10 protein-coding genes are annotated in these 8,403 nt (G+C 66.9%); 6 read left to right on the forward strand and 4 right to left on the reverse strand.

Annotated features, from left to right (window positions below):
- The 6 genes from QZ609_RS21535 to otnI form a co-directional block, all read left to right on the forward strand.
- The coding region (locus tag QZ609_RS21535; RefSeq protein ID WP_295499416.1) for an FCD domain-containing protein at positions 1-167 on the forward strand (167 nt) is incomplete at its 5' end.
- Positions 168-186: 19 nt separating this feature from the next.
- Entirely contained in the window at positions 187-1,095 is a 909-nt protein-coding gene (gene ltnD, locus QZ609_RS21540) for an L-threonate dehydrogenase (RefSeq protein WP_295499391.1), read from the forward strand.
- On the forward strand, positions 1,092-2,405 hold the full coding sequence (gene otnK / locus QZ609_RS21545) for a 3-oxo-tetronate kinase (protein WP_295499394.1): 1,314 nt from the start codon (positions 1,092-1,094) through the stop codon (positions 2,403-2,405). Before ltnD ends, otnK begins: the two co-directional genes overlap by 4 nt.
- Positions 2,402-3,046 carry an aldolase gene (locus tag QZ609_RS21550; protein ID WP_295499397.1) on the forward strand — a complete coding sequence of 215 codons (645 nt, stop codon included), beginning with the start codon at positions 2,402-2,404 and terminating at the stop codon, positions 3,044-3,046. Before otnK ends, QZ609_RS21550 begins: the two co-directional genes overlap by 4 nt.
- Positions 3,047-3,086: 40 nt before the next feature.
- Positions 3,087-4,403 (forward strand): MFS transporter, encoded by a 1,317-nt coding sequence (locus tag QZ609_RS21555; protein ID WP_295499399.1) that lies wholly within the window; start codon positions 3,087-3,089, stop codon positions 4,401-4,403.
- A 23-nt stretch (positions 4,404-4,426) separates the two neighbouring features.
- A complete protein-coding gene (gene otnI, locus QZ609_RS21560; RefSeq protein WP_295499402.1) occupies positions 4,427-5,215 on the forward strand; it encodes a 2-oxo-tetronate isomerase in 789 nt (262 codons plus the stop codon).
- Between the two features lie 92 nt (positions 5,216-5,307).
- Here the strand turns inward: otnI and QZ609_RS21565 are convergent, their stop codons facing one another.
- The 4 genes from QZ609_RS21565 to QZ609_RS21580 all read right to left on the reverse strand — a co-directional run.
- A complete protein-coding gene (locus QZ609_RS21565; protein WP_295499404.1) occupies positions 5,308-5,664 on the reverse strand; it encodes a hypothetical protein in 357 nt (118 codons plus the stop codon).
- 26 nt (positions 5,665-5,690) lie between these two features.
- A complete protein-coding gene (locus QZ609_RS21570) occupies positions 5,691-6,152 on the reverse strand; it encodes a DUF3617 family protein (protein ID WP_295499407.1) in 462 nt (153 codons plus the stop codon).
- A gap of 113 nt (positions 6,153-6,265) precedes the next feature.
- Entirely contained in the window at positions 6,266-7,105 is an 840-nt protein-coding gene (locus QZ609_RS21575; RefSeq protein WP_295499411.1) for a winged helix-turn-helix domain-containing protein, read from the reverse strand.
- Between the two features lie 849 nt (positions 7,106-7,954).
- On the reverse strand, positions 7,955-8,403 hold a 449-nt coding region (locus QZ609_RS21580), incomplete at its 5' end, for a phosphoenolpyruvate carboxykinase domain-containing protein (RefSeq protein ID WP_295499414.1).

Consider the following 8,403-nt stretch of genomic DNA (forward strand, 5'->3'; position numbering starts at 1 on the left):
AAGCGCGCCGCGAAGACTTCGCCCGCCAGGTGCGCGACGAGCACCGCGCGATGGTGGAAGCCATCCGCAAGCGCGATGCCCTGGCCGCGCGCAACGCCGCGCAAACCCACATGTTCAACGCCGCGCGTCGCTTGGCCGAGGGCCGCGACGCATCGGCCGGTAAGTAATTCACCTCAGGAGTTCTTCATGACGCAATCGACGGTCGACCAGAAGGTCGGCGTGGTCGGGCTCGGCGCAATGGGCATGGGCATTGCCAAGACGCTGCGCAATCAGGGCTACACCGTGTACGCCTGCGACGCCCGCCCAGGCGCCGCTGCGGACTTCGCCAAGGAAGGCGGCGTGGCCTGCGCAACGCCTGCCGAGGTGGCGGCCAGCGTGGACGTGCTGGTCTCGGTGGTGGTCAATGCCGCCCAGACCGAAGCCGTGCTGTTCGGCGAGCAGGGCGCTGCTGCGGCCATGCGACCGGGCAGCACGTTCGTCATGTGTTCCACGGTGGACCCGAATTGGTCGATTGCGCTGGAAGCGCGTCTCGCGCAGCTTGGTGTCCTGTACGTGGACGGCCCGATTTCGGGCGGCGCCGCCAAGGCTGCCTCGGGCCAGATGACCATGATGACTTCGGCCACACCCGCAGCCTATGCGGCGGCGGGCGCCGTGCTCGACGCCATGGCCGGCAAGGTCTACCGCCTGGGCGACAAGGCCGGCGCCGGCAGCAAGGTGAAGATCATCAACCAGCTGCTGGCCGGCGTGCACATTGCCGCCGCCGCCGAAGCGATGGCGCTGGGCCTGCGCGAAGGCGTGGAGGCGGATGCGCTGTATGAGGTCATCACCCACAGCGCAGGCAATAGCTGGATGTTCGAAAACCGCATGGCCCACGTGCTGGCCGGCGACTACACGCCGTTGTCCGCCGTCGACATCTTCGTCAAGGACCTTGGGCTGGTGCTCGATACCGCGCGCGCGACCAAGTTCCCGCTGCCGCTGGCCGCCACCGCGCACCAGATGTTCATGCAGGCCTCCACGGCCGGTTACGCCAAGGAAGACGACAGCGCCGTGATCAAGATCTTCCCGGGGATCACGCTGCCGGAGAACGCCGCATGAGCGACGCGCAAACCTCCCGCCCCGTGCTCGGCTGCATCGCCGACGACTTCACCGGCGCGACCGACCTCGCCAACATGTTGGTGCGCGCGGGCATGCGCACCGTGCAGACCATCGGCGTGCCGGGCGCCGGTGATGAAGCCATTGCCGCTGGCGCCGATGCCATCGTGATCGCGCTCAAGTCACGCACGATCCCCGCGCCGCAAGCGGTCGGCCAGTCGCTGGCGGCGCTGCACTGGCTGCGCGGGCGCGGCTGCTCGCGCTTCTTCTTCAAGTACTGCTCGACCTTCGACTCCACCGACGACGGCAACATCGGCCCCGTGGCCGAGGCGCTGATGGCGGCGCTGGGCACCGACTTCACGCTGGCCTGCCCGGCGTTTCCGGAGAACGGCCGCACGATCTTCCGCGGCCACCTGTTCGTCGGCGACGTGCTGCTCAACGCGTCGGGCATGGAGCACCACCCGCTCACGCCGATGCGCGATCCGAACCTGGTGCCGGTGCTGGCGCGCCAGAGCGCGGGCAAGGTCGGCCTGCTGCGCTATGACACGGTGATGCGCGGCGCGCAGGCCTGCCGCGATCAGATGCAGCTGCTGCGCGCCGATGGCGTGCACTTGGGCGTTGCCGACGCAATCTCCAACGACGACCTGATCGTGCTGGGCGAGGCGTTTGCCGACCTGCCGCTACTCACCGGCGGCTCGGGCCTGGCGCTGGGTCTGCCGGCGCAGTATCGCCGCGCGGGGCTGATCACCGCACACGGCGATGCGGCATGCTTGCCGGCCGTAGCGGACGCGGCCATCGTGCTGTCCGGTAGCTGCTCGCGCGCGACGAATGCGCAGGTCGCGCACTGGCGTGCGTCGCGTCCGGCGTTCCAGATAGATCCGCTGGCGCTGGCCGAAGGCAAGCCGGTGGTGGTCGAGGCGCTCGATTTCGTGCACCGCCACGCGGGACAGACCGTGCTGGTGTACGCCACCAGCGCGCCGGAGCAGGTCGCGCGCGTGCAGCAGACCTTGGGCGTGGAGCGCGCCGGCAAGCTGGTTGAAGAGGCGCTCGGTCGCATCGCCCGCGCGCTGCATGCCGATGGCGTGCGCCGCTTCGTCGTGGCCGGCGGTGAGTCCTCGGGCGCGGTGGTGCAGGCGCTGGATGTGCGCGCGCTGCGCATCGGCCCGCAGATCGATCCGGGCGTGCCATGGACGGCGACCATCGGTGATGACCCGGTCGCGCTGGCGCTCAAGTCCGGCAACTTCGGCACGGTCGATTTCTTCGAGAAGGCGCTCGCGCAATTGGCCCAGACCACGGTGGAGCCCATCGCATGACGGCCGCCACTGAAAACGCGCTGCGCGAAGAGATCGCGCGCGTGGGCGCCAGCCTGTACGCGCGCGGCTACACCGTCGGCACCGCCGGCAACATCAGCGCGCGCCTGCCCGATGGCTGGCTCATCACGCCCACCGACGCGTGCCTCGGCACGCTGGATCCGGCGCGCATCGCCAAGGTCAGCACGGCCGGTGAATGGGTCAGCGGCGACAAGCCCTCGAAGACGCTCGCCCTGCATCGCGGCATCTACGACCGCAATGCTGATGCGCACGCCGTCGTGCACACGCATTCGACACACCTGGTGGCGCTCACGCTGGCCGGCGTCTGGCGCGAGGCCGACGTGCTGCCGCCCATCACGCCCTACTACGTGATGAAGGTCGGGCACGTGCCGCTCATCCGCTATCAACGCCCAGGGCATCCGGACGTCGCCAGGCAGATCGCCGAACTCGCGAACGACGTGCGCGCGGTGCTGCTCGATCGCCTCGGCCCCGTGGTGTGGCACGGCTCGGTCTCGAACGCGGCCTACGCCCTGGAAGAACTGGAAGAAACCGCGCGGCTTTGGCTCATGACCAGCCCGAAGCCCGCACCGCTGTCCGACGCGCAGATCGACGAGTTGCGCCAGACGTTCGGGGCCCGCTGGTAGCTGCCATCGCGGCCCACATAACACCTACACCGGAGACCACATGACCACGTCCACCGCCACCACGGCGGCGCTGCCAGCGCGCGCCCTGTCACAGGAAGACAGCGTCTACGCACGCGTGTCGCGCCGCATCGTTCCGCTCATCATGCTGTGCTACGTGGTCGCCTATCTCGACCGCGTAAACGTCGGCTTTGCCAAGCTGCAGATGTCGCAGGCGCTGAATTTTTCCGAGACGGTGTACGGCCTGGGTGCGGGCATCTTCTTCATCGGCTACTTCCTGTTCGAGGTGCCGAGCAACCTGCTGCTGCACAAGATCGGCGCGCGCGTGTGGATCGCGCGCATCATGATCACCTGGGGCCTGATCTCCGGCGCCTTCGCCTTCGTGCAGACGCCCACGCAGTTCTACGTGATGCGCTTCCTGCTGGGCCTGGCCGAGGCCGGCTTCTACCCCGGCATCATCCTGTACCTGACGTACTGGTATCCGTCGCACCGCCGCGCGCGCATCGTCGCGATGTTCATGGCGGCGATCCCCATCTCGGGCATCTTCGGCAATCCGCTGTCGGGCTGGATCATGAGCGCGTTCCACGACAACAGCGGCTGGCAGGGCTGGCAGTGGATGTTCGCGATCGAGGCGATTCCCGCCGTGCTCGTGGGCCTGCTGGTGCTGTGGAAGTTCGATGACAGCATCCGCCGCGCCAAGTGGCTGAGCGAGGAAGACAAGCAACTGCTGGAAGCGAACATCGCCGCCGACAACCACGGCAAGGCGGAGCACCCGGGCCTGGGCGCGCTGTTCTCCGACCCGCGCGTGTGGCTGATGAGCCTGATCTACTTTGCCTTCGTGATGGGCCAGTACGGCCTGACGTTCTGGGTGCCGACGCTGGTGAAGAACGCGGGCGTGACGGACACCTTCATGGTGGGCGTGCTGTCCGCCATTCCGTACCTCTGCGCCGCGATCGCCATGGTGCTGATCGGCCGCAGCGCCGACGCGCGCCGCGAGCGCCGCTGGCATCTGGTGGTGCCGGCGCTGATGGGCGCGGTCGGCTTTGCCGTGGTGGCCGCGTCGTCGCACAATGTGGTGCTGTCGGTGGTGTTTCTGTCGGTGGCCGCCGCTGGGGTGCTGACCTGCGCACCGCTGTTCTGGTCGCTGCCCACGTCGTTCCTGCGCGGCACCGCTGCCGCGGCCGGCATTGCCGCCATCAACTCGGTAGGCAACCTGGCCGGCTTCGTCAGCCCCTACATGGTGGGCGCGCTCAAGGACATGACCAACAGCACCTCGGCCGGCATGTATGCGCTGGCGGGCGTGCTGGTGATCGGTGCCATCGCCGTGCTGCGCACGCCGCCGCAACTGGTTAACAAGTAACACCGTCGACGTAAGGATTTGCCATGCCGCGCTTTGCCGCCAACCTCTCCATGATGTACCAGGAGCACGCGTTCCTCGACCGCTTTGCCGCCGCGGCAAAGGATGGCTTCGAGGGCGTGGAATTCCTCTTCCCGTATGAGTACGACAAGCACCCGCTGCGCGCACGGCTGGTCGACCACGGCCTCACGCAGGCGCTGTTCAACGCCCCGCCGGGCGACTGGGCCGGCGGCGAGCGCGGCATCGCCTCGCTGCCCGGGCGCGAGGAGGAGTTCAAGCGCAGCATCGCCACCGCACTGGAGTACGCGCAGGTGCTCGGCAACACGCGCGTGCACGTGGTGGCGGGCCTGATCGGGCCGAATGACGACCGTGCCCGCCACCACGCCACCTACGTGCAGAACCTCGCCTACGCCGCGCGCGAGGCGGCCGGCGCAGGCATCACCATCGTGCTGGAGCCGATCAACACGCGCGACATGCCAGGCTTCTTCCTCACACATCAGGCCCAGGCGCATGCGGTGTGCAAGGAGGTCGGCGCGCCCAACCTGAAGGTGCAGTTCGACCTGTACCACGCGCAGATCATGGAGGGCGACCTGTCGGTCAAGCTCAAGCAGTACGTCACCGATGTCGGCCACGTGCAGATTGCCGGTGTGCCGGATCGCCACGAGCCGGACGAGGGCGAGCTGAACTACCCGCACCTGTTCGCGTTGATGGACACGCTGGGCTACGACGGCTGGGTCGGTTGCGAGTACCGGCCACGCGCAGGCACCAGCGAGGGGTTGGGTTGGCTCAAGCGTTGGCGCGAAGGCCAGCGCTGATCGCCTCGGCAACAAGAAAAACGGCCGGTACCGCCTAGCGGTCCGGCCGTTTTTTCAGGTGCGCACCCTCCACGCACCGTGTGCCAGGGCGCTCATCCCTTGCGGCATTGCGGCTGCGCCCGCAGGGCGTCGCGCGTGGCGGCACAGGATAGGGCCAGCCCGTCCTTGCTGGCGACGGAGCGCCAGCGTGCCCGCACGGCGTCCATCTCCTTGGGCAAGGCGTCGCGCAGCTGCTTGGCGGCGGCCGGTTGCCCAACGCGCTCGTAGCCGGCGGCTTGGTTCTCGGTGCAGGCGCGCTGGGCATCTTCGGCCTCGACGCACGCCTGGGGCAGCGCGGTGTCGATGCCCACCGTGGTGCTGGCGATGGCGTCATCCTGCTTGCCGCACGCGCACAGCAGTGCCGCCAGCACGAGCGACACCCCGAGCGAGCGTAGGTAGCGTGGGTGCATCCAGGCTTCTCCTTCGGGCCCGCGGCTTACGACTTGCACGCGCCCAGGTAGCGGCCCTGGTAGTGGAAGCCGCTGGTCATCGGCCCATACTGCGGGTGCTGGTAGTGGCCGCTGCCGGTGATGTCGAAGGACGTGGCCGTGAGCGGGCCGCTGGCATCCAGCGACCCCTTGCCGCCCTGCGGGTCCTCGCACGACATCGACACCTTGAGCGTGCCCAGCGCGTAGTTCCAGCGGGTCACGGCACAGCCGTGCATGTCCTTGAGCATGTTGCGTTCAATCCTGTCGCGGATGTTCCCGGCATCGTTCGCGCTCACGCAGCCGCGTTCCGGGCGGTTCGGCACTTGGCGGCCCTGCTCGTCAACGTGTGGGAACGGCTTGCCGTTCAGGGTCACGCTGGTCGTGCTTTCCCACAGACCCGGCTTCACTTCCTGCGCCTGCGCGCTCATGGCCAGTCCGGCCAGCAGTACACCGCTCCACCACAGCTTCATGTTCGATTCCCCCTGAGATTGTTGGATTGAGGTTGGGCACAGACAAAACCATTCCATCGCCCTGCTTCATGCAGGGTCGAGGGAATGGTCGAAAGGTGCTTAGTGCGGGCCGGTCAGGCGGTCAGGCGCACCGGCTCGTTGAGGCTGAGCGAGCGCGTGGGCACGCGCCCGTAGGCCGGCAGCTCCGGCTTGCGCGCGGCGGCCTCCAGTTGTGCACCGATGGCCTCGGCCGGCTGCGCCTTCAGCGCGGCGCCCGTGCCCACCATCAGGCGGTAGCCGCCACCGCGCACGGTCTGGATCAGGCCGTCGCACGGGGTGCCGGCCAGTGCCACGCGCAGCTTGCGCACATGCACGTCCACCGTCCGCTCGCCCACGAAGACATGGTTGCCCCACACCCGGTCGAGCAATTGCGTGCGCGAATGCACGCGCTGCGGGTGGGCCACCAGGAAATGCAGCAGGCGGAACTCGAGCGGGCTGAGCGGAATCGCGCGCGGTCCAGTCTCGGTCTGCGCCGTCACGCCCAGCGTGAGCGGATCGAGCCGCAGGCCGTTGACCTGCAGCACTTCGTCGCCCTGCTGCGGCGCGCGGCGGCGCTGCACCGCGCGGATGCGGGCATGCAGCTCACCCGTGTCGCACGGCTTGACCACGTAATCGTCAGCGCCGGCGTCGAGCGCGGCGATCTTGGCGCGCGCATCCCCATGACGCGACAACACGATGACCGGCAGGCCACGCGTGTGCGTGCTGGCGCGCAGGGCCAGCAGCATGTCGATCGATTCGCGCTCCGGCCACGTCCACTCCATCAGCAGCAGATCGGGCGCAGACGCCTGCAGCACGGCTTGCGCCTGTGCCGGGCCATCCACCCGTTGGACCAGATGTCCGCCGTCACGCAGGGAAAACGACAGACGCTCCCCCTCTGCCTGGTCTTGTTCGACCAGCAAGATCTGAATTCCCACTTGTAAAACCTCCCGTCAAACCCAGCCGACAAATTTCCGGCAATCGGCCCCTCGGCCGCGCTCTTCTGTCTGCGGTGCGCGTTGTTATGGAATCCACGCGGGCGTAGCGCGCTCGCCTGCATGTCATACGGTCCTGCGTCGCCCGGCCCTTGCGGGCCAGACGGGAGATCGCTGTGCACTGCTTGTCCCGTCAGCAGATCTCCGGCGGAGCCACCTGGTGATCCAGGATGTTTCGGGAAGGGTTGTGGCACGCCCCCGCTTCGTCGTCCGCTGCCGCACTGTGCAATCGTTTGCATACAGCGCGGCATCACACGCCGAAAACCGAGCCGGCGCACCCCCGCGCGCCGGAGGATGGACGTGATGCCCATCCGAACATGACATTGGCTTGCCAGCCGTTTCCCGATACTTTTTTGTCAGCCTTCGCGCTGGCTCCATATTGCGAAGACCCTGTGTTGCCGGATTATAAGAATCCAACGGGAATTCGTCACGCAGGATTTTAACAATTCGAAAATTTGCGCCGAATGATGTGCCAATGCCATGCGCAAGTTGACACGCATGCTTCACAAACCTATGCCAGACGCGGGTTTCCAGCCGTATCATGCGCACGATGATCCGCGCCCCGCATAAAGGCATTGTTATTATGTTGGCATTGGCATAACGCACATCGCGTTGTGCGTTTCGGTATTTTTTACAACGGAATTCAATAAAATTTAAATCAAGCGACCCGTTTTAATGAAAGGGGTAAATCGCGCGACTTAAATCTTTGGGATTACTGCCCAAAGAATGGGCAGAACAGACAAAAAAAGCCCGCGCAATGCGCGGGCTTTCCTTAGCAACAGCTGACTGCGATCAGCCTTGCAGACGCCCCTCCAGGCGCGCCTTCGCTTCCGGCAGCGCCTGCGGCAGGTGGTGCGCCAGCTGCGTGAACAGCTCGTCGTGCAGCGCCAGCTCCTGCTGCCAGGCGGCGGCATCCAGCGAGATCACCTTGGCGAACTGCTCGGCCGTGAAGTCCAGACCGTCCCAGCTCAGCTCTTCATAACGCGGCGACACGCCGAAGACGTGCTCGCTACCCTGAACCTGGCCCTCGATGCGGTCGACCATCCACTTCAGCACGCGCATGTTCTCGCCGAAGCCCGGCCACACGAAGCGACCTTGTTCGTCCTTGCGGAACCAGTTCACGCAGAAGATCTTCGGCAGCGTGGCACCACTTGTTGCCAGCTGCGCGCCCAACTTGAGCCAGTGCGCGAAGTAGTCGGCCATGTTGTAGCCGCAGAACGGCAGCATGGCGAACGGATCGC

This window comes from uncultured Ralstonia sp., assembly GCA_913056305.1.
Classification (GTDB): Bacteria; Pseudomonadota; Gammaproteobacteria; order Burkholderiales; family Burkholderiaceae; genus Ralstonia.